This is a genomic window from Nocardiopsis sp. iso_237, assembly GCF_056173345.1.
In genome coordinates this window covers 1,868,856-1,887,672 of the sequence record NZ_CM149669.1, presented here as the reverse complement: position 1 = coordinate 1,887,672, position 18,817 = coordinate 1,868,856, and the positions used below count along the sequence as shown (strand labels likewise).

19 protein-coding genes are annotated in these 18,817 nt (G+C 70.8%); 9 read left to right on the top strand and 10 right to left on the bottom strand.

All coding sequences use genetic code 11. From position 1 onward, the window contains the following. Positions 1-36: 36 nt before the first annotated feature. Together AC0VYM_RS08535 and AC0VYM_RS08530 are read left to right on the top strand one after the other, a co-directional pair. Positions 37-603 (top strand): ATP-binding protein, encoded by a 567-nt coding sequence (locus AC0VYM_RS08535; protein WP_475460778.1) that lies wholly within the window; start codon positions 37-39, stop codon positions 601-603. A gap of 104 nt (positions 604-707) precedes the next feature. Continuing rightward, on the top strand, positions 708-1,031 hold the full coding sequence (locus AC0VYM_RS08530; protein ID WP_475460776.1) for a hypothetical protein: 324 nt from the start codon (positions 708-710) through the stop codon (positions 1,029-1,031). A gap of 22 nt (positions 1,032-1,053) precedes the next feature. Here the strand turns inward: AC0VYM_RS08530 and AC0VYM_RS08525 are convergent, their stop codons facing one another. The 3 genes from AC0VYM_RS08525 to AC0VYM_RS08515 all read right to left on the bottom strand — a co-directional run bounded on the left by AC0VYM_RS08525 (position 1,054) and on the right by AC0VYM_RS08515 (position 4,157). Beyond that, positions 1,054-2,193 carry a methyltransferase domain-containing protein gene (locus tag AC0VYM_RS08525; RefSeq protein ID WP_475460774.1) on the bottom strand — a complete coding sequence of 380 codons (1,140 nt, stop codon included), beginning with the start codon at positions 2,191-2,193 and terminating at the stop codon, positions 1,054-1,056. 369 nt (positions 2,194-2,562) lie between these two features. Further along, complete coding sequence (locus AC0VYM_RS08520) at positions 2,563-3,051, bottom strand: HIT family protein (protein WP_475460772.1); 489 nt, start codon at positions 3,049-3,051, stop codon at positions 2,563-2,565. Then, complete coding sequence (locus tag AC0VYM_RS08515) at positions 3,048-4,157, bottom strand: TOMM precursor leader peptide-binding protein (protein WP_475460770.1); 1,110 nt, start codon at positions 4,155-4,157, stop codon at positions 3,048-3,050. The genes AC0VYM_RS08520 and AC0VYM_RS08515 overlap by 4 nt, the downstream gene beginning before the upstream one ends. A gap of 185 nt (positions 4,158-4,342) precedes the next feature. Between AC0VYM_RS08515 and AC0VYM_RS08510 the strand changes: the two genes are divergently transcribed. Genes AC0VYM_RS08510 through AC0VYM_RS08500 form a run of 3 tightly spaced genes read left to right on the top strand, consistent with a single transcriptional unit; the run spans position 4,343 to position 5,932 of the window. Continuing rightward, complete coding sequence (locus AC0VYM_RS08510; protein ID WP_475460768.1) at positions 4,343-4,543, top strand: hypothetical protein; 201 nt, start codon at positions 4,343-4,345, stop codon at positions 4,541-4,543. A gap of 1 nt (position 4,544) precedes the next feature. Further along, a complete protein-coding gene (locus AC0VYM_RS08505; protein WP_475460766.1) occupies positions 4,545-5,072 on the top strand; it encodes a DUF6879 family protein in 528 nt (175 codons plus the stop codon). Further along, complete coding sequence (locus tag AC0VYM_RS08500; protein ID WP_475460764.1) at positions 5,069-5,932, top strand: helix-turn-helix domain-containing protein; 864 nt, start codon at positions 5,069-5,071, stop codon at positions 5,930-5,932. Before AC0VYM_RS08505 ends, AC0VYM_RS08500 begins: the two co-directional genes overlap by 4 nt. Positions 5,933-6,012: 80 nt before the next feature. On the opposite strand, the gene AC0VYM_RS08495 is transcribed toward AC0VYM_RS08500, so the two are convergent. The 7 genes from AC0VYM_RS08495 to AC0VYM_RS08465 form a co-directional block, all read right to left on the bottom strand. Continuing rightward, the gene (locus AC0VYM_RS08495; RefSeq protein WP_475460762.1) at positions 6,013-7,293 is read right to left on the bottom strand and encodes a cytochrome P450 family protein; all 1,281 of its coding nucleotides are present in this window, start codon (positions 7,291-7,293) and stop codon (positions 6,013-6,015) included. Positions 7,294-7,302: 9 nt separating this feature from the next. Next, positions 7,303-9,027, bottom strand: a complete 1,725-nt coding sequence (locus tag AC0VYM_RS08490; protein WP_475460760.1) for an adenine deaminase C-terminal domain-containing protein — start codon at positions 9,025-9,027, stop codon at positions 7,303-7,305. Between the two features lie 84 nt (positions 9,028-9,111). Continuing rightward, positions 9,112-10,056: a nucleoside hydrolase gene (locus tag AC0VYM_RS08485; RefSeq protein ID WP_475460758.1), complete on the bottom strand. Its 945-nt coding sequence runs from the start codon at positions 10,054-10,056 to the stop codon at positions 9,112-9,114. 23 nt (positions 10,057-10,079) lie between these two features. After that, a complete protein-coding gene (locus AC0VYM_RS08480) occupies positions 10,080-11,132 on the bottom strand; it encodes an ABC transporter substrate-binding protein (protein ID WP_475460756.1) in 1,053 nt (350 codons plus the stop codon). After that, the gene (locus AC0VYM_RS08475) at positions 11,129-12,157 is read right to left on the bottom strand and encodes an ABC transporter ATP-binding protein (protein ID WP_475460755.1); all 1,029 of its coding nucleotides are present in this window, start codon (positions 12,155-12,157) and stop codon (positions 11,129-11,131) included. Before AC0VYM_RS08475 ends, AC0VYM_RS08480 begins: the two co-directional genes overlap by 4 nt. Before the next feature lie 38 nt (positions 12,158-12,195). Then, positions 12,196-12,984: an ABC transporter permease gene (locus tag AC0VYM_RS08470; RefSeq protein WP_475460753.1), complete on the bottom strand. Its 789-nt coding sequence runs from the start codon at positions 12,982-12,984 to the stop codon at positions 12,196-12,198. Then, complete coding sequence (locus tag AC0VYM_RS08465) at positions 12,981-13,862, bottom strand: ABC transporter permease (RefSeq protein WP_475460751.1); 882 nt, start codon at positions 13,860-13,862, stop codon at positions 12,981-12,983. Before AC0VYM_RS08465 ends, AC0VYM_RS08470 begins: the two co-directional genes overlap by 4 nt. Positions 13,863-14,032: 170 nt before the next feature. Between AC0VYM_RS08465 and AC0VYM_RS08460 the strand changes: the two genes are divergently transcribed. The 4 genes from AC0VYM_RS08460 (at position 14,033) to AC0VYM_RS08445 (ending at position 18,812) form a co-directional block, all read left to right on the top strand. Beyond that, on the top strand, positions 14,033-15,019 hold the full coding sequence (locus AC0VYM_RS08460) for a LacI family DNA-binding transcriptional regulator (protein WP_475460749.1): 987 nt from the start codon (positions 14,033-14,035) through the stop codon (positions 15,017-15,019). A gap of 511 nt (positions 15,020-15,530) precedes the next feature. Further along, a complete protein-coding gene (locus AC0VYM_RS08455; RefSeq protein WP_475460747.1) occupies positions 15,531-16,238 on the top strand; it encodes a FadR/GntR family transcriptional regulator in 708 nt (235 codons plus the stop codon). A 193-nt stretch (positions 16,239-16,431) separates the two neighbouring features. Next, the gene (locus AC0VYM_RS08450; protein WP_475460745.1) at positions 16,432-17,907 is read left to right on the top strand and encodes a four-carbon acid sugar kinase family protein; all 1,476 of its coding nucleotides are present in this window, start codon (positions 16,432-16,434) and stop codon (positions 17,905-17,907) included. Continuing rightward, entirely contained in the window at positions 17,904-18,812 is a 909-nt protein-coding gene (locus AC0VYM_RS08445) for an NAD(P)-dependent oxidoreductase (RefSeq protein WP_475460743.1), read from the top strand. The genes AC0VYM_RS08450 and AC0VYM_RS08445 overlap by 4 nt, the downstream gene beginning before the upstream one ends. The last annotated feature ends 5 nt before the right edge of the window (positions 18,813-18,817 follow it).

The window sequence follows — 18,817 nt, the reverse complement described above, 5'->3', positions numbered from 1 at the left end:
CGTGCCGCCTCTTCCTGCGTCAGGAGTCTGTTCGTCATGCCCTTGCTCGCCCCCGTACCCCCGATGGCCCAGGTGACCATCGCCCTCCACGAACTGGTGCCCCACGCCTACCGGCACTACTTCAACGGCCGACCTGACCGCCCCCACTACCGGACCCGCCGCTACGACTTCGGTGCCTCCCCGCTCTTCCTCCCGCTGGTGAGGGCCTTCCTGAACACCTGCGCCGCCGAGCAGAGCCCCGACTACCGCTACCTGTTCACCCTCATCGGCTCCGAACTCGCCAGCAACGCCCTCAAACACTCCCGCTCCGGCCTGCCCGGACGCTCCTACCGGCTCCTGTGCGAACGCCACCGCGACGGACTCCGCGTCATCTGCCGCGACGACGGGGTCACCACCGACCGCAGGATCGACTACAGGGAACGCCACCACCTCACCGCGAACCCCGGCGGACTGGACCCCACCAGCGACTCCGGACGCGGACTGGCCATGATCGACGCCCTGGCCACCGACTGGGGCGACAACGGCCGCCCCGGCCACCGCGAAGTCTGGGGCTTCCTCGCCTACGACTTCGAGGACAGCGCCTGGCCCCACCTGACCCACTAACCCCACGCACGCACGAAAAAGGGCCCAGGAAAGCGCGCCAACGCTTCCCGGGCCCCCAACACAACCCCGAATTCCAGACCTAGCGAAGTCAGAAAGCAGGATCAGTGACGCATCCTATCCCCGCACCCCGACCCTCCAGCGACGCTCTCCGCCCAATCCCGCTCACCGGCCCGGCCTGCGCCTCCTGTGCCCACCGCTCCTGCCGCGACCGCCGTGCCGAGCACCTGCCCCGCCTCGGCGGGCACCTGGCCGAGTACCGCACCGAACACGACCTCGCCGCCACTCTCCAGGCCCGCAACCCGCACCTGATCATCTGGTACGGAGAGCGCACCGGCTCCTACTGGATCGCCAGCCCCACCGGCCTCACCGAGGTCCCCGACGCCCACAGCCTCACCCGTCTCCTGCCCCCACTCATCGAACTCTGGTAGCCGCGTCGCCTCCGCGCCCGGTTCAGGGCGCGGAGGCGACCAGGTGGGATTCCTCGTCCAGCCAGACCCGTTGGTACTCGGACGACACCGTGAGACCGAACCGGTGGTGCTCGGGGCGGCCCTCCCGCAGCCACCACCGGTAGGCGGACTCCAGCTCGGTGAACAGCTCGCGCGAACCGTGCTGGCGGACCTCGTAGCCGGTCCCCCGCTGGTCCGGGTCAATGAGCCAGGACGCCCAAGAGGCGGTGTCGGGGTCGACCAGATGAACTGTGAACCGGTGGCCGTCGGACTCACCGAACTCGACCCGGTTCAGCACGGAGGGCATACGCAGCCCGATGGCGAAGCTCGCGCCGAAGTCGTTGAGCGGCTCGTAGGGGTACAGCTCCGTCCGGGTGGTCGTGAACTCCTGCGCCTCGGGCCGGACGTAGGTCTCGACCACTCTCCTCGGCACGCGCTGGTCACGCACCCACATGAACGCCACGTCACCCCCGAACCGCCCCCGCGCCGTACCGTCCGGGCCGACCCGGAGTTCGGCCAGCACCCCGTTGTGGAAGGCGTTGCCCCAAGGGGTGAGGATTCGCCCGTCCGGCTGAGTCTGGGCAACCCAGTGGTAGGGCACCCGCTGGACGGCGGCGGTGCTGATCACCCGGTCGTAGGGGGCGCGCGCGGGCCAGCCCTGCATGCCGTCGCCGGTGACCACCAGGGGTGTGAACCCGGCTGACATCAGCCGAACCCGGGCGGTCTCGGCCAGCTCGGCGTCCACCTCGATACTCGTCACCTCGTCGTCACCGAGCAGGTGCGAGAGGAGGGCCGCGTTGTACCCGGTGCCGGTCCCGACCTCCAGCACCCGCATCCCGGGGAAGACGTCCAGGCGCCGCAGCATCTCCGCGACGATCGTGGGCTGGGAGGCGGAGCTGGTCGGATACCCGGGGCCACCCTCGGCGCCGTCGTCCCTCTGGGTGACGATCGGGATGTCGGCATAGGCCAGCTCGAACCACCGGGCCTCGTCCCGGGCGCGGTCCACGATCCCCCCGTCCGGGCCCGTGATCCGGTCCGGGAGGAACCGGTGCCGCTCGACCCCCTCGAACGCAGGACGCAAGTGCGCGGGCAGGTCGCCCACCCGCACGAGGCGGGCGACCAACTTTTCCTGTTCGGGAAGCACTACTCCACCGCCAGTTCCATCGGGGCTCGGAGGCTGCCGGTCACGGTTCTCCTCGTGGTTGTCGTTGCAAGGGTGACAAGAAGGCAGGGGCCGGGGATGTCAGAGGTGAACTCGCCGGGGGTCCAGCCCGAAGAGACCGCTCTCCCCGTTCCGGGAGCAATGTCGAGCAACCTCGTTGGAGTTCGGGTCGCGAGCGGCTTTCATGGATTGCGAAGCCAGGTGATCCCGAGATCGATCCTGGCCTTCACACACACGACCCCCTACCGCAGAGGAGGCCGCGATGAACGACGACGGCAACAACTAACGTGTTCGAGAACGGGGAAGGACAGTGATCCTTCCCCGTTTTCGTGTGCGTGATGCCAATGAGCGTCAGGGGTTGGCGTCCCTGACCCGCTTGGCGACGTCGGCGAGCCAGGTGTCATCGGCGCGGTGGTGGTCATGAGACGACAGGTACCCCTGGTACCTGTCGAAGTAGCCGTTGATTCGGGAAGCCACCTCGCGCCAGTCCTCCCCCGCGTTGCCCACGGTCCCGTGCATCGGGAAGAGCTTCGCGTGCGCGTGGTCGACCCCGTAGCCCTCGTACATGATTCCGGTGCGCGCCACGTCGGGGAAGGCCGCGTCCAGGCAGCGAGCGACCTCGCGTGCGGCCAGGTGCAGGGCCGTGTACTCCTGTGGGTCCAGGTCCACCACGTAGCTGGTGCGGTGGGCCTTGGGGATCACCACGGAGAACCCTTCGGTGTTGGGGAAGATGGACAGGAACGCCAGGTGCGTCTCGTCCTCCCAGATCCGGTGTGCTGGCGCCTCACCGGCCACGATCTTGCAGAAGACGCATTCAGGGGCGGATGGCGTGGGGTTCAACGTGCTCCTTGGGGTTGAGGCGCGGAAGGTCGGACATCCGCGCAGGTGGGGCAGGCGGGATTGCGCTCTGCGGTCTGCGTGTCGAGAGTCAGGTCGTGTGTCCACACGCCCATGCGCCGGTTCCGTGAAGCCGGTACTCCGAACCCGCCCAGGTGACGTAGGACGTCCAAGGCAGCAAGAGAAGACGCGAGCATGTTGACCGGGCCGTTGGACGGGGCCTGGTAGCGACGGTTGACGCTGCTGATCAGTTCAGAGAGTCCGGGATCGTCCACACGTGGGCGCGCGGTGAGCGGTTGGCAGTCCCAGCAGCCGGTCTCTCCGGGAAGCACGAGTGGCCCCCAGACCGCGATGTCGTTGACGTAGCAGGCGTTCAGCCAGGCCTGCCCTGACACCACACAGTGTTCGTTGACCAGACCGGTGATACCTGGTGAGTCGGCCGAGACCAGGATCAGATCGGCCTCAGGTAGGGCACGGAGCTTCTCCACATCAGGGATGCTCTCGACGATCGGGCGAACGTGGCAGCCGGAGTCGCGTCGCCGGAGTTCGCGTGCCAGCACCTCAGCCTTGGCCAGACCGACGTCGGCCTCAGTGAACAGGAACTGTCGAGTGAGGTTGCTCAGCTCCACGTGGTCGGCGTCCACCAGGGTCAGTTCACCCACCCCGGCGGTGGCCAGGGTCGCGGCCACGAGATTGCCGATTCCGCCGCAGCCGAGCAGGAGCACGTGGGACCCAGCGAGCCGACGCTGTGTCTGTTCGGCTTCGCCTCCAGACAGCTCGTAGAACAGGGCATGCCTGCTGTACCGGTCCGCCGGGTCGTAGGTGTGCTCGGAGACCAGACAGTTTCCGCCTTCCAAGGTGAGGAGCAGCGCTTGCGCGACGGACTCCCGCACGCGGCAGACACCGCGAAGGAAACCCAGAGCCTCGGCTCGTGTGCGGGGTTCGCGATGGTACTCAGCGAGCCGGACCAGAGGCTCCCACAGCGTCCGATCATTGACGGCCTGCTGGAGGGAACCGAAGCCCAGGTAGAGCGTTTCGCCCTGGACACCGATACGAACGTAGGGGGCGAGGATGCGTGGGACGTCGATCGTCCTGTTCGAGGAGTTCATGCAGCGGGCGCCTTTCCCGTCTCGGCAACGAGTTCGCCGGAGTGTTCAGCGCGAGCGTAGGCAGGACACGGGGAACACATGAGCAGATTGCTCGAAATTGCTCGCGCTGTCGGGGTCCAAGGCTGGCGCGGGTTCTATGTGATCGAAAGACTGGGATCCCCTCCTGCTACAGGAAAGGACCACCCATGAAGTTGCGAATGCTCGGCACGACGTCACAGGATGGCGGCTGCCCAACGCTCTACGAAACCGAGGCCGGTGACATCGTGGTGCAGGGAGACCGGTTGACTGACCCCGAGGCTCTGGAACAGTTGAGCGACGTGCTCGAAGGTGAGGAGTTCGTTGTTGTACCCCGCACGCTGCTGACCCGCTTCGCCCCCAAGGAGTGAGATGACCGAGATCATCAGCGGAGCGGACTTCACCGCGCTCTTCCGCAAATACCGTTACACCGCCTGGCGACTTGAGACACGCACGCACTACGGCAAGCTCAACGAGGACGAGCACTTCCAGCGATGGCTGGTCGGAGACGACACGGACATCAGCTGGTTCCGGCCGTGGTTGAGCATGATGCGCGAGGAACTGGCCACCGGAAAGCGCATGGAACGGGTCCGGCTGATCGACAACCCGCCCTCGGACTACCTGCGCTGGGAGCTGTGGGGAACCCCCTACAACCTCGGCGTGGGCGAGGACATCCGATACCTGTCGCGCGAACACCCCATCGTGGCCGAGCTACCCGACTTCGACTTCTGGGTCTTCGACAGCACCACCGTCGCGCGCCTCGAGTTCGACGGAGACCGGTTTCTCGGGGCGACCCTCAGCGAGGATCCCGAACTGCTGCTCACCGCCTTGCAGGCACGCGACGCGGCCTGGCACCACGCGCTGACCTTCACGAAGTACATGGCGTCCAGAGCCATATGACCGATTACCAGACCGCCCGCGTCTCCCTCGGAATTCGTCTGCGCGAACTCCGGGGTGAGGCGGGGCTGTCCGGGCGGGAACTGGCTGTGCGCTTGGGGTGGCACCCCTCCAAGGTATCGAAACTGGAACACGGCAAACAGACCTCCAACACGGAGGAGCTGCGGTCGTGGGCGCGAGTGTGCGGACGGGAAGAGGCCGCCGAGGGTCTGGTGGCGCAGCTGCGTTCCCTGGAGACGCACTACTCGAGCTGGCGGCGGCAACTGGCTGGCGGACACGAACCGAAGCAGCGGGCCTACAGCAAGCTCGACGAGCGCACTCGCCATTTTGGGATCTTCGAGTCCGTTTGTGTACCTGGGCTCCTCCAGACGGCCGAGTATACCCGGTTCATGTTTCGTAGAGGGGTACGCCTTCACCGGTCACCCGACGACGGCGCGAAGGCCGTGCGAGCGAGGATGGAGCGCCAAGCCATCCTCGACCTACCCGGTAAGACCTTCCAGTTTCTGTTGTGGGAGCCCGCGCTGCGACTGCGGTTGTGCCCAGCTGAAGTGATGATCAAGCAGCTGAACCGCATTGTCGCCGAGATCTCCCGAGAGCACGTGGAGATCGGTGTGATCCCGCAGCGTGCGGTGATGGACGTCGTCCCCTCACACGGCTTCTGGATCTTCGCTGACGACCGAGTCCTGGTGGAAACGATCGGCGCGGAGTTGTGCCTGACTGATGCCCAAACGGTCGCGCACTACCAGAAGGTGTTCAGGGAACTCGCCCGTTCAGCGATCTGGGGCGTTGAGGCGCTTCGGCTAGTGAAGGCTATCCGGCAGGATTTTGTCTCTGAAGCTGGTCGCAGAGGGCGAAGCAGCTGACTCACGGTCAAGCACCGGCAGTCACCTCGCGCTGGGCCCGGGGTTCTACCCCAGGCCCTTCTTCGAGTTCTTGGGGCGGGTCAGACGGTGGGGTGGGGGACGGCCGGAACCCGCAGGGGGCCGTTGATCAGCAGGGACGGGATCGGGGTCCGGACCCGTCCCTCCTCGGTGAGCACGAGCCCCGGCAGGGCCCCGAACAGCTCCTCCAACGCCACCCTGGCCTCCATGCGGCCCAGGTGGGCGCCCACGCAGTAGTGCGCCCCGTGGCCGAAGGACAGGTGTTCCTTCGCCTCGCGATCCGGGTCGAAGGCCTCCGGGCGGTCCGGGTTCAGGGCCGGGTCCCGTCCGGGGGCGCCGAAGGCCACCAGGATCGGCTCCCCCTTGCGGATGAGCACCCCTTCGACGTCGATGTCCTCGACCGCGTAGCGCAGCGGCACGTACTTGGCGGGCGGGTCGAGGCGCAACGACTCCTCCACCACCTCCTCGGCCGCCAGTGAACCCGCGACCAGGCGGTCGCGGTACTCGGGGTGCGCGAGCAGCGAGTGCACCGAGTTGGCGATGAGGTTGACCGTCGTCTCGTACCCGGCGCCGATCATGAGGAGGAGCGTGCCGACGAGGTCGGCGTGCGGCAGCGGCTCACCGTCGCTCGGAAAGATCAGGTCACCTGTGAGGTCCTCGGCGGGGTGGGCGCGCTTGTGCTCCGCGAGCAACTCCAGGCAGGTCAGCAGCTCCATCTGCTGGGCCACGACCACCTCCGGCTCGACGGTGGTGTCGACCACCGCGTCCATCACCGTGCCGAGCCGTTCCCGCAGGTCCTCGGGGACCCCGAAGAGCTCGCAGATCACCCACATGGTGAGCGGGCGGGCCAGGGTCGCCCGCAGGTCCACCTCCTGGCCGGGTTCGACCGAGGCGATGTCCGCGACCAGGACGCGGGCCCGTTCGCGGACGGTGTCCTCCATCCGGCGGATGCGCCCGGGAGTGAAGGCGGGGGTGACCTTGCGGCGCAGCCTCCGGTGTTCCTCCCCGTAGCGGTTGATGAAGCTCTCCAGGAACACCAGGGCCGCCAGTGGCCAGTCGTGTCCGACCTGGTCGTGGTCGGGCCAGTGCGCGCGGAAGTCCCGGGAGACCCTCGGGTCGCCCAGCAGTTCCCGGAGGAGGTCGTATCGGGTGATCGCCCAGGCGACCAGGTTCCCGGGGAGCTCCACACGGACGGCGGGCTCACGTTGGCGCAGTTCGGCGACCTCCTCGTGGAAGGCGGTGCCATCGGGGCGCAGACGGTACGGACAGCCGGAGTCGGGGGGTGCGATGACGGCCTCCTGCGGGCAAGGGGCGGCCCGGCCGCCGGGTGCGGCCGGTCTCACCCCTTGGTTCTACGTCGCCGGGGGCGTTCTGACAACGGTCGCCGGCTCCCAGGCCCGGTCCACCACGCGCACCAGCCCCCGGTCGGTGATCTTCACGCTCGGGGAGACCGCGAGAGTGAGGGTCGACAGGCTCATGAAGGCGTTGCGGTTCTCCCACCCCCAGGCGGCCAGCTCGGCGCGGAGCAGGCGGGAGGCCTCGGCCACCTCGTCGGCGGGCCGCTCCGACATGACCCCGCCGATGGGCAGGGGCAGGCCGGCGCCCGGCCCGTCCTCGCGGACCAGCCGCATGCCGCCGCCCCAGGTCACCACGTCGGCGGCGGCGGTGAGCAGGGCGTCCTCGGTGGTGGCCACGACGGTGAGGTTGTGGCTGTCGTGGGCGTAGGTGGTGGCGAACGCGCCCGCCCCGAGGTTCTGACCGACGACCGGGGCGAAGGCCACCCCGCCGTTCCCGGTGTGGCGCTCGAAGACCGCCACCACGGCGGTACGGCCCTGCCAGTCCACCACCCCGTCGCGGACCGGGAGCACCACCTCGTCCGGTTCGGTGTAGGTGTCCACGCCGTTCACCCGCATGGCGCGGAAGGCGTGGTCGCCGTCGGGCAGGTCCACCCGCCAGCGCGCGGTCCCGGTGTCGGGGGCGGCGATCCGGACGGTGGCACCGAACCGGTGGTCGGGCGCCGGACCGGGGCCCTCGACCGGGGCGCCGTCGCGGCCCACCACCCGACCGCCCGCGACGGTCACGACGGGGGTGAGTTCGGTGAGCGAACGCAGCAGCACCAGGTCGGCGCGCTTGCCGGGGGTGACGGTCCCCCGGTCGTCCAGACCCAGCCTGCGGGCGGGCTGGAGGGTGAGCGCCCGCAGCACCGCGATCGGGGGCAGTCCGCGTTCCAGAGCCACCGAACCCACCCGGTCCAGGTGGCCGGTGGTCACGATCGCGTCCACCACGATGTCGTCGGTGACCAGGCAGAAGTCGGGCAGGTGCGGCAGGTCGAGGAGCGCCCGCACCACCTCCGGAGTCAGGCACTTCTCCTGGAGCATGAGGAGCATGCCCAGGCGGGCCTTCTCCACGGCGACCTCGGCGGTGTTCTTGCAGTGGTCGGAGTCGATCCCGGCCCACAGGTACTCGCCCAGTTCCGCGCCGGAGAGGTTGGGGCAGTGCCCGTCCAGGCGCACGCCCCGGCGCCGGGCCGCGTCGATGATGGCGTGCATGCGGGGGTCGCCGTTGACCACCGCCCGGTAGTCCATGACCTCACCGAGGGTGGTGACGCCCTCCCACTCCAGCATCTCCGCGATGTCGGTGTCGTCGAGCCGCGCTCCGGCCGTCTCGAACCCGTCGAGCGCGGGCACGCACGAGGGCACCGCCCAGCGCATGGACTGCGCGGTGTCCCGGCCCTGCTCGATCATCCAGGCCTGCCCGTCGCGTCCGGCGACGTTGACGATCTCGTGGGCGTCCGCGAGCACGGTCGTGGTGCCGCGCGCCAGCGTGACCCGGGCGAACTCGGCCGGTGCCAGCAGCGAGCTCTCGATGTGCATGTGCGCGTCCACGTAGCCGGGCGCGACGACGAGCCCCGTGGCGTCGAGGGTCCGGTCGGCCTCCACCGGGGTCCCCGGGGGCAGCACCGCGCGGACGCGGTCACCGGTCACGGCGACGTCGGCCCGCCACACCTGGCCGGTGTGCACGGAGACGACCTCCCCGCCTCGGATGAGCAGGTCGGCGCTGAGCTGGGCGTGGGACATCGGTGTCGGGTTCCCTTCGGGTGGGCGTGTGCCTGGTTCAGGAGGCGGAGTGCGTGCCTGGTTCGGGCGAGTGCGGGTGCCGGGTCAGGCGGGGTGCCCGTGGCGGGCGATGCCCTCGGTGAGGAGGGCGGAGAACGCGTCGGCGTCGACGGTACGTCCCACGCGCACGTGGCGTGTCCGGTCGGGTGTGCGCACGTCCGCGACGAGGGCTCCCCGGGTGAGTTCGCCGGAGCACTCCACGGACGCGCTGCCCTCCTCCCAGCCGATCAGGTCGGGGTGGCTGACGGCGGCGACGGCCAGGGCGTCGTGCACGGGGACCGCGGGGACGCCGAACCGTTCCAGGTAGCGCACGGCGTAGGCGCGCAGGAGGTCCCCGGCGATCCCGGCGGTGCCGGGCAGGGTCGCCAGGTACTCGGCCTCGGTGAGCGGGTACAGCGCGGTGCGGGTGACGTCCAGGCCCACGATCCTCACCGGCAGGCCGGACTCCAGCACGTAGCGGGCGGCCTCGGGGTCGGCGTGGAAGTTGAACTCCGCCGCCGGGGTGACGTTGCCCTGGGCGAAGGCGGCCCCGCCCATGACGACGATCTCCCGGAACGCCGGTCCGGCCTCGGGGTGGCGGGCGAGCATCGCGGCGACGTTGGACAGCGGTCCGATCGCCACGAGGGTCAGTTCGCCCGGGGACTCCAGGGCGCGTTCGGCCAGCCAGTCCACGGCGTGACCCGGGGTCAGGGGCCGGGGCGGGGAGTCGGGCACCAGCCCGCCCAGTCCCCCGGCGCCGTGCATGGGTTCGTCCCGGATCCGGGAGGTGCGGGCGATCGGCCCGGCCAGCCCGGAGACCAGCGGGAGTTCGACGGGCGCCCCGGCCAGGTCCAGCACGTGGGCGGCGTTGCGGTTCACGTCGGTGAGCGAGACGTTGCCCGCGACCGTGGTCACCCCGCGCACGTCCAGGAGCGGTGAGGCCAGGGCGAGCAGCAGGGCGACGGCGTCGTCGACGCCGGGGTCGCAGTCGATCACGACGGGTGTGGGCACGGGTCCTCCTCCGTTGACGAGGTTCACCTGGCCACCTCCTCGGTGAAGCGGTCGAGCCAGGCCGACCGCTCGTTCGCCAGCAGTGCGAGGTCGCCCTGGTGGTAGCCGCTGGCGACGGGGTCCGTGGCCGCCTCCTGGGAGACCTCCTCCATGAGCGGGGTGGGTTCGGCCCCCAGCGCGACGGGTTTGTCGTAGAGGGCCTCGGCCATCCCCTCCTGGATCTCGGGCCGCAGCAGGAAGTCGGTGAAGGCCCGCGCCCCGGCCGGGTTGGGGGCTCCCTCCACCACCTGCACGGTGTTGGCGGTCATCACCCTTCCCTCGTCGGGGACAGCGAAGCCCACGGGCTGGCCGGCCTCCACCGACCCCATGGCGAAGTTGTCCAGTCCGGGCGCCATGGCGATCTCGCCGCGTTCCAGCAGGCTGGTGAGCTCGGTGGAGCCGGTGTAGAACTGGAGCGCGTCGGGGCCGATCCCGGCCAGCGCCTCGAACCCGGCGTCGGCGTCGGAGTGGCCGGAGCCGAAGTGCTCCCCCGCGGCGAGGACGAACATCGGGCCCGCCGACACGGAGATGTCGGGCAGCGCGTAGCCTCCCGCGGGCTTCTCCCAGAGGTCGTCCCAGGACTCGGGCGCCTCGTCCACCATGTCGGTCCGGTACATCAGGCCCAGGAGCTGGAAGGTGTAGGCGGGGCCGTACCCGTCGGGGTCCACGGCCCAGGGCTGGATGGCGTCGAGGTTGGGCACGTCCTCGTTGCTGACCGGGGCGAACAGCCCCATGTCCTTGCCGATCTGGGCGTAGTAGTCGGAGATCAGCACGACGTCGGTGTCGGGCCGCTCGGAGTTGATCCGCAGCTTGGTGAGGCGCCCGGCGTTGTTCCCGGTGTCCAGGACCACCCGGATGCCGGTCTCGGCCTCGAAGGGTTCGGCGACGACCTGCGTGAACTCCTCGGTGGCAAACGCGAAGGTGCTGACCACGAGGGTGTCGGGGTCGTCCTCGCGGACGGGTGCGCAGGAGGCGGCCACGGTGGCCAGGGCCAGCGCCCCGGCGAGGGTCGCGGTGAGGCGCGCGGGACGGTTCATCCGGTCACCTCGCTGGCGGGCAGCGCCACCAGGTGGCGGTGGGGCAGGACGATACGGACGGGGTCGCCGGGGCGCAGGTCGTCGCCGGGGTGCAGGACCCGCAGGGCCGCCCCCGGGCCCTCGGCCCCGTTGATGACCGCCTCGACCAGGCAGTTGCTGCCCTGGAAGGTGACCTCACCGACGGTGCCGTCCAGTCCGGTCTCCCCGGAGTCCTCGCGGGCGTCGCCGGAGAGCAGCCGCACGTGTTCGGGGCGGACGGTGACCGGTCCGTGCCCGGGCACCTCCGGGAAGTTGTCGTAGCCCAGGAACTCGGCCACGAAGCGGTTGGCGGGACGGGGGAAGACGTCCCGGGGCGACCCCTGCTGCTCCAGGCGCCCGTTGTTGAGGATGACCATCGTGTCGGAGAGCTCCAGCGCCTCGTCCTGGTCGTGGGTGACCAGGACGGCGGTCAGACCGGTCTCGCGCTGGACCCGCAGGAGCTCGCGCCGCATCTGCACGCGGAGCTGGGCGTCGAGGTTGGAGAGCGGTTCGTCCAGCAGCAGCACCGAGGGACGGATGGCCACGGCGCGCGCCAGGGCCACGCGCTGCTGCTGGCCGCCGGAGAGCTCGGCGGGCTTGCGGTCGGCCAGGTGGGCGAGGCCGACCAGGTCGAGCGCCTCCTCCGCGCGCCGCTTCGCCTCGGCGGAGGCGACCTTGCGGGTGCGCAGCCCGTAGCCGACGTTGTCGCGGAGCGTCATGTGCGGGAACAGCGCGTACGACTGGAAGACCATGCCGATGTTGCGCTTCTCCGGCGGGGTGCGGGTGGCGTCCACGCCCTCCAGCAGGACCCGCCCGGAGGTGGGCTGGAGGAACCCGGCGATCATCCGCAGGGTGGTGGTCTTGCCGCAGCCGCTGGGGCCCAGCAGGGTGGTGAACTCCCCCGGGCGCACGGTCAGGTCCAGGTCGGCGACGGCGGTGGTGCCGCCCTTTCCGCCCCGCGCCCCGAAGAGGTGGCTGACGCGGTCGAGTTCGACGACGGGTGTCATCTGTGTGTCTCCTTCTTCCCGGAGGGCGGGCTTCCCGGTCATCGACCGAAGACCTTCGTGAAACCGACCAGGCGTTCGGTGGTGAGGGCGACGGCGACGCTGAGCGCCAGGAGCAGCACGCTGACCGCCGCGACCACCGGGTCGAACGAGGACTGGACGTAGTTGAGCATCTCCACCGGCAGGGTGGCCACGCCCGGGCCGGTGAGCAGGAGGGACAGCGGAACGTTGTTGAGGGAGGTGATGAAGGCGAGGATGGTGGCCGAGAGGATGCCCGGCGCCATCACCGGCAGGGTCACCGTGAGGAAGGTGCGGACCGGGCCCGCGCCCAGCCCGCGCGCGGCCTCCTCCAGGCGTGCGTCGGCCAGCGCCAGCGAGGCCCCGACCACCCGCACGGTGTACGGGAGCAGCAGGACCGTGTGGCCGATGATCAGCGCGCCGAGCGCGGTCACCCGCATGCCCACCATGAGCTGCTGGAACAGGGCCAGGCCCAGGACCAGCTCGGGGACCACGATGGGGGCGAAGAACAGGTTCTCCATGATCCGGCGGCCGCGCGGGTTGCCCCGGTGCAGCGCCAGGGTCGCGGGGACGCCCAGGGCCAGCGCGATCACGGTCGAGACCGCGGCGACGACCATGCTGGTGCCGAAGGAGTCGATGAAGGGGCCGTAGTCCAGCGCGGCGGAGAACCAGCGCAGGGACAGGCCCTCCGGCGGGAACGCGAGGGTGCTTCCGGCGGTGAAGGCGACCCCGACCAGGATCACCACGGGGCCGAGCATCAGCACGAAGGCGGCCGCCGCGAGCAGGGAGAGGAACGGACGTCGCAGGATCATGAGGTGGTGCTCCCGATCTTGCCGAGCCGACCGGACAGCGCGCCGACCACCAGCACCAGGGCGGTCATCACCAGGGCGATGGCGCTGGCGGAGGGCCAGTCGAGGCTGACGTTGACCCGGCTGTAGAGCAGGGTGGACAGGAGCCGCTCGCGTGGGCCGCCGAGCAGCTGGGGCGTGGTGAAGGCGGTGACCGCGCCCGCGAAGACCAGGGTGCACCCGACCAGCGCGCCGGGCAGGGCGAGGGGGAAGACGACGTCGCGGAAGGCGCGGCCGGGTGAGGCGCCCAGGCCGCGGGCGGCCTCCTCCAAGCGGTGGTCCTGCTGGGAGAGGCTGGAGTAGGCGGACAGGATCATCAGGGGCAGGAACAGCTGGACCAGGCCGAGCACGATCGCGGTCTCGGTGTAGAGCAGCTGGACCCGGCCCAGGCCCAGGGCCTCGCTGATCTTGCTGATCAGGCCGTTGCCGCCGAGGACCACGATCCAGCCGTAGGTCCGCACGACGGTGTTGAGCAGGAGCGGGAAGATCGCCAGGGCCAGGAGTCGGCCGGGCCAGGGGCCGGGTGCCCGCGAGATGAGGTAGGCCACCGGGAAGCCCATGAGCAGGCAGAGGGCGGTGGTCAGAACCGCGACGCGGACGGTGCGCGCGATCACCGGGAGAAGGTAGGGGTCGCTGAGGAGGCTCCCGGTCTCCCGCGCGACCGTGGCGGGGTCACCGTCCGGCGGCCAGGCGAGGGTGGCCACGACGGGATAGCAGAAGGCGAAGAGCATCACGGCCAGCCCGGGGACGAGCAGGACCGTGACGGGCGGGCGTGGGAGGAGACGGCGGCGCGAAGCGACTCGGGCGGCCTCTGCGGTGGGTGACGGGCGGGACAATTCCACTCTCCCGGTCGCTGGCGGCGGTTGTTCGGTATTTGTTGCGTGTCTCATCTGCGATGACACCTGCAAGCGCTTCTGCAAGCGCTTGCAACACCGTAACCTTCAGGTGGGCACCCAGCCAACCCCACGGTCGCGATTGTGACCGGGGGCACTGTGACCTGCGAGGAGTGGGAATGGCGAGCTTGGACGACGTGGCCAGGGAGGCTGGCGTCTCGGCGTCCACCGTGTCGCGGGCGATGTCGCGGCCGTCGATGGTCGCCGCGTCCACCCTGGTACGGGTGCGCGACGCGGCCGAGCGCCTGGGGTTCCGCGCCAACCCGGCCGCCCGGGCGCTGACCACCGGGCGCAGCGGGTTCTTCGCCATGCTCGTCCCCGACCTCGACAACCCCTTCTACTCCACCACCGCCACGGCCGCCCAGGACCTGGCGGCCGAGAGCGGTCGGCGCGTGATCATCGCCGTCACCGGCGGCGACCCCGCCCGCGAGGCGGAGGCGCTCCACGAACTGGAGGATCGGGTGGACGGGTTCGCCGTGCAGTCCCCGGTGAGTTCGGCCGCCGATCTGAAGGAGGCACACGCGCGCAAGCCGGTGGTGGCGATCAACCGTCGCGTGCCGGGGCTGGCCTCGTTCACCGTCGACACCCCCGGCGGCCTAGGCGAGGTCTACGACCGCCTGGTGGAACTGGGACACCGCGAGGTCGCCTACCTCGCGGGACCGCCGAGTTCGTGGATGGACCGGCACCGGCGCGCGGAGCTGGTCGAGCACGCGGCCCGCTCCGGCCTGCGGGTACGGGTCCACGGCCCGGTGCGCCCGGCGTTCGCCGAGGGGGTGGCCGCCGCGCGCGGGATCGTCGACTCCGGCTGCACGGCCGTGCTGGTCTACAACAGCCTGCTCCTGCTGGGAGTGATGTTCGAGTTCGGCCGCCTCGGCGTGCGGGTTCCGGAGGACATCAGCGTCGCAGCGGCCGACGACATCGCCCTGGCCGACCTGCCGGGGCCGCCGATCACCGCCGTGCGCACCCCCGCCGACGAGCTGGGCCGCGCGGCGGTGACCGCGCTGACCGCGATGGTGGACGGGGACCGCGACGACCGGCCGAGGGGACGGCGGTTGCCGACCACCGTCCTGATCACCGACTCTCTGGCGCCGCCCCGTACGGCGTGACCGTTCCGACCCCACCGACCAGGCCGAAACCCGGGGCCGCACCGATCCCTCCCCCGCCCCTTTGCGGAGGATTACCGACATTCCTCCCCCGGAATGGCCTCTTGCCCGAATGAGTTGGGGGGATTCGCTTGCCCTTTCGATTTCCCGTGCCGCACTCTGTTGGATACCCCGAACCGGGGTGGCGGCCTCGAAGGCACCGCTTCCACCAGCAATGATGCCCTGACGGCCGAAAACGGGAAAGGGTCGGGAACTCCTCCCCCGACCGGCGCCGCCTCGATGCTCCGACGCGAAAGGCATTCCATGGGAACCAGCAGATCCCTCTCCAGACCCGCCGACCGCACCGCCCCCTCCTGAGAACGCCCCGGCTCCCGCGACCTCGCGCCAGGCCGGGAGCCGGGGTCGGGCGGCGGCGATAGGGTTGCGTTGCCGCGCACCCCCTGGGGTGCCAGGGGTCGGTGGGCACCGCCGGGCTACGCGACCCCGCCGTCTCCCCCGCCCGAGAGGAAGTGTCGTGCCGAGGCCGTTGCTCGCGGACGAGATCGCCCAGTCGCTCCTGGACCGCATCGTCGACGGTGACCTGCCCTCCGGTGGCAGGCTGCCCTCGGAGAACGAGCTGGGCCAGGAGTTCGACGTCAGCCGCCTGACCGTGCGCGAGGCGATCCGGACCCTCCAGGCCCAGAACGTGGTCGAGGTGGCGCGGGGGCGCGGCACGCTGGTACGCCCCGTGGACGAGTGGACCGGGCTGGAGGCGGTACTGCGCGCCACGGTGCGCGGGGGCGACGACCTCACCGCCTCGCTCCAGCTCATCCAGGTGCGTCGGATGATCGAGACCGGCGCCGCCGCGCTGGCCGCCGAGCACCGGGACGAGGCCGACCTCGCCGCACTGGAGGAGGCCCTCCAGGGGATGCGCGACGCCCACGCGCGGGGTGACCTCGCGGGGTTCGTGGAGCACGACATCCGCTTCCACGACGTGATCCTGTCCGCGACCGGGAACGTGTTCGTGGCCGTGCTGTTCGAGCCGCTGTCGCGGGTGATGCGCGAGAAACGCCGACAGACCTCGTCCATTCCGGCCATCCAGACCCACGCGATCGACGAGCACGGCAGGGTGCTGGAGGCGATCCGTTCCGGGGACCCCGAGACCGCCCGGCTGGCGATGGAGGACCACATGGCGCAGACCTCCCGCGATCTGCGCGAGCACGTCTTCGGCCTGACCGACTGACCAGCACTGGCGCACACACCGGCCACTCCACCCCCGAACGGCCTCGCCCACCGGCCCTCACTGACGATCAGCCCGAGCCCGGACCGTCCGCGCTCGGGTTTCTTGCCGCCCTCACCTGGTAATTCCTGTGACATCACGCTTGACGACCACGCCGTTTAACATAAGATGTCTGATGTCTTACAAGGGAGTTTCCATGGTCGATCCCCACGAAGTCCTCACCTCCGCCGGGGCACCGAGCCCCGTCTCCGCGTCCGCCGTGGCGCGGGAGGCCACCGCCGCCGGTTCCGTCATCGTCGTCCTCGACGACGACCCGACCGGCACGCAGTCGGTGCACGGTCTGCCCGTGCTCACCCGCTGGTCCGTCGACGACCTGCGGTGGGCGTTCGCGCAGGACACGCTCGCCGTCTACGTCCTCACCAACACCCGCAGCCTGGACCCGGCCGAGGCCGGGGCCCGCAACGCCGAGGTGGTGCGCAACGCCCGCGCCGCCGCCGGGGACCGACCGCTGGTCTTCGCCAGCCGGGGAGACTCCACCCTGCGCGGCCACTACCCGCTCGAACCCCGGGTCATCGACACCACCCTCCAGGAGCTGGGCGACCCCGGCGTCGACGGCGTCGTCATCGTCCCGGCCTTCCCCGACGCCGGACGCGTCACCGTCGGCGGCGTCCACTACACGCGCTCGGGCACGGAGTTCACCCCCGTCGCGGAGACCGAGTTCGCCCGCGACGCCACCTTCGGCTACCGCAGCTCCGACCTCCGGGCCTGGGTCGAGGAGAAGACCGGGGGCGCCGTACCCGCCGGCGAGGTCACCGTCATCGACCTCGCCCTGCTGCGCGGAGGGGACACCGACGCCGTCACCGCCCGTCTCCTGGACCAGCGCGACGCCGCTCCCGTGGTGGTGGACGCCGAGTCGGAGGAGGACCTGCGCGTCCTCTCCCTGGCCCTCATCGCCGCCGAACGCCGGGGCCGCAGGTTCGTCTACCGGGTCGGCCCGCCGTTCGTGCGCGCCCGCATCGGCCTGGAGGCCCGGGCACCCCTGGGCGAGGACGAGATCCGGACCGGCGCGGACGCCCCCGGCGGACTCGTGGTGGTCGGCTCCCATGTCGCTCTCACCACCCGCCAGCTCGCCGTCCTGGTGGACCGGCACCCCGGTGCCCGCGTGATCGAACTCGACGTGGACGACGTCCTCGACCCGTCCGCCCGCGAGGCCGCCGTGGCCCGCACCGTCGACGCGATCGTCGGGGGCCTGGCCGACCACGACGTCATCCTGCACACCTCGCGGCTGCTGCGCCAGAGCGACGACCCCGCCGCCAGCCTGGCCATCGCCCGGGAGGTCTCGGCCGCCCTCGTTCGCTGCGTGTCCGACACCCTCGCCCGCCGCGCGCCTCGCTTCGTGGTCGCCAAGGGCGGGATCACCTCCAGCGACGTCGCCTCGCTCGGGCTGGGCATCCACCGCGCCCTGGTGCGCGGCCCGATGCTGCCCGGCCTGGTCTCCCTGTGGGAGCCGGTCGGCGGTCCGGCCACCGGCATCCCCTACGTCGTCTTCGCCGGGAACGTCGGCGCCGACGACTCGCTCTCCGAGGTCGTCGACCGCCTCAGCGCCCTGTCCACCCGCACCGGAGACGGCACCCCCGTCACCGAAGCCACGAACACCGGAGTCCGACCATGACCACCAGCCCCGTTTCGAGCGTCGCCGTCATCGGCCTCGGCGCCATGGGCCTGCCGATGGCCGCCCGCCTGGCCGGGACGATGACCGTCCACGGCTGTGACATCGCCGCCGCCCGCCGCGACCTGGCCGCCGAGGCCGGAGTGGTGCCCTTCGAGCGCGCCGCCGACGCCGTCGCCGGGGTCGGCTCCGTGGTGCTGGTGGTGCGCGACGGCGCCCAGCTGCGCGACGTGCTCTTCGGTGAACACGGCATCGTCGAGGCCCTGACCCCCGGCACCGTCCTGGTCCTGACCAGTACCGTCGGGGTGGACACGGTCACCGCGACCGCCGAGGAACTGGCCCCGCGCGGCCTGCTCCTGGTGGACGCCCCGCTCAGCGGGGGTCCGGTCCGCGCCGGGGAGGGCGACCTCCTGATCGTGGTCGGTGCCACCCCCGAGGCGCGGGAGGCCGCCGACCCGGTGCTGCGGCGCCTGGCCTCGACCCTGAGCGTGATCGGTGACCGTCCCGGCGACGGCCAGGCGTTCAAGACCGTCAACCAGCTGCTGTGCGGCGTGCACATCGCGGCGGCCGCCGAGGCACTGGCCCTGGCCCGATCGCTGGGCCTCGACCCCGGGACCACCCTGGAGACGCTGGGCGCCGGCGCGGCCGGTTCGTTCATGCTGGGCAACCGCGGGCCCCGCATGCTCCAGGCCTACGAGGAGGAGGGCGCCGAGGTGCTCAGCCGACTCGACATCTTCGTCAAGGACATGGGCATCGTGACCTCCGCGAGCCGCTCCGTCGGACTGGCGACACCGTTGGCGGCCACCGCCGAGCAGCTGTACCTGCTGGGGCAGGGCCAGGGGCTGGGCTCCGCCGACGACTCCGCCGTGATCCGTGTCGTCGCACCCGAACCCACCGACAAGGAGTAGCGACC

What these genes read in the sequence shown, in the direction of transcription:
- AC0VYM_RS08480 (WP_475460756.1), bottom strand. Translation starts at nt 11,132, where the DNA reads ATGAACCGTCCCGCGCGCCTCACCGCGACCCTCGCCGGGGCGCTGGCC.
- AC0VYM_RS08445 (WP_475460743.1), top strand. Translation starts at nt 17,904, where the DNA reads ATGACCACCAGCCCCGTTTCGAGCGTCGCCGTCATCGGCCTCGGCGCC.
- AC0VYM_RS08470 (WP_475460753.1), bottom strand. Translation starts at nt 12,984, where the DNA reads ATGATCCTGCGACGTCCGTTCCTCTCCCTGCTCGCGGCGGCCGCCTTC.
- AC0VYM_RS08490 (WP_475460760.1), bottom strand. Translation starts at nt 9,027, where the DNA reads ATGTCCCACGCCCAGCTCAGCGCCGACCTGCTCATCCGAGGCGGGGAG.
- AC0VYM_RS08475 (WP_475460755.1), bottom strand. Translation starts at nt 12,157, where the DNA reads ATGACACCCGTCGTCGAACTCGACCGCGTCAGCCACCTCTTCGGGGCG.
- AC0VYM_RS08500 (WP_475460764.1), top strand. Translation starts at nt 5,069, where the DNA reads ATGACCGATTACCAGACCGCCCGCGTCTCCCTCGGAATTCGTCTGCGC.
- AC0VYM_RS08450 (WP_475460745.1), top strand. Translation starts at nt 16,432, where the DNA reads ATGGTCGATCCCCACGAAGTCCTCACCTCCGCCGGGGCACCGAGCCCC.
- AC0VYM_RS08510 (WP_475460768.1), top strand. Translation starts at nt 4,343, where the DNA reads ATGAAGTTGCGAATGCTCGGCACGACGTCACAGGATGGCGGCTGCCCA.
- AC0VYM_RS08505 (WP_475460766.1), top strand. Translation starts at nt 4,545, where the DNA reads ATGACCGAGATCATCAGCGGAGCGGACTTCACCGCGCTCTTCCGCAAA.
- AC0VYM_RS08460 (WP_475460749.1), top strand. Translation starts at nt 14,033, where the DNA reads ATGGCGAGCTTGGACGACGTGGCCAGGGAGGCTGGCGTCTCGGCGTCC.
- AC0VYM_RS08515 (WP_475460770.1), bottom strand. Translation starts at nt 4,157, where the DNA reads ATGAACTCCTCGAACAGGACGATCGACGTCCCACGCATCCTCGCCCCC.
- AC0VYM_RS08535 (WP_475460778.1), top strand. Translation starts at nt 37, where the DNA reads ATGCCCTTGCTCGCCCCCGTACCCCCGATGGCCCAGGTGACCATCGCC.